The organism is Gilvimarinus sp. 1_MG-2023 (assembly GCF_030548285.1).
Genome location: NZ_JAUOSC010001244.1, coordinates 1 through 258, shown reverse-complemented (window position 1 = coordinate 258; position 258 = coordinate 1). Strand labels below are relative to the sequence as shown.

Below are 258 nucleotides of genomic sequence, written 5' to 3'. Positions count from 1 at the left end.
GCTTCACGCTTTTCCATGGTATTGATATCGACCAGATTATGGATCTTGCTGATGGTGCCAGCGCTGGCACCGGTAGCAAATTTCAGGTCATACGGACGGCCTGGCACCATGGATTGCTCGGTCATCCAGACCAGATCAGCATTAAAGCGATTACCAACGATCGGCTGGTCATTCACCTTGACGATGACATCGCCACGGCTGATATCGATTTCGTCTTCCAGTGTCAGGGTGATGGATTGGCCGACAAAGGCTTTTTCC

Annotated in this window: 1 protein-coding gene; it reads right to left on the bottom strand. The window is 51.2% G+C overall.

Annotated features, from left to right (window positions below; all coding sequences use genetic code 11):
• The coding region (locus Q4563_RS20845; RefSeq protein WP_442903838.1) for an elongation factor 1-alpha C-terminal domain-related protein at positions 1-258 on the bottom strand (258 nt) is incomplete at both ends.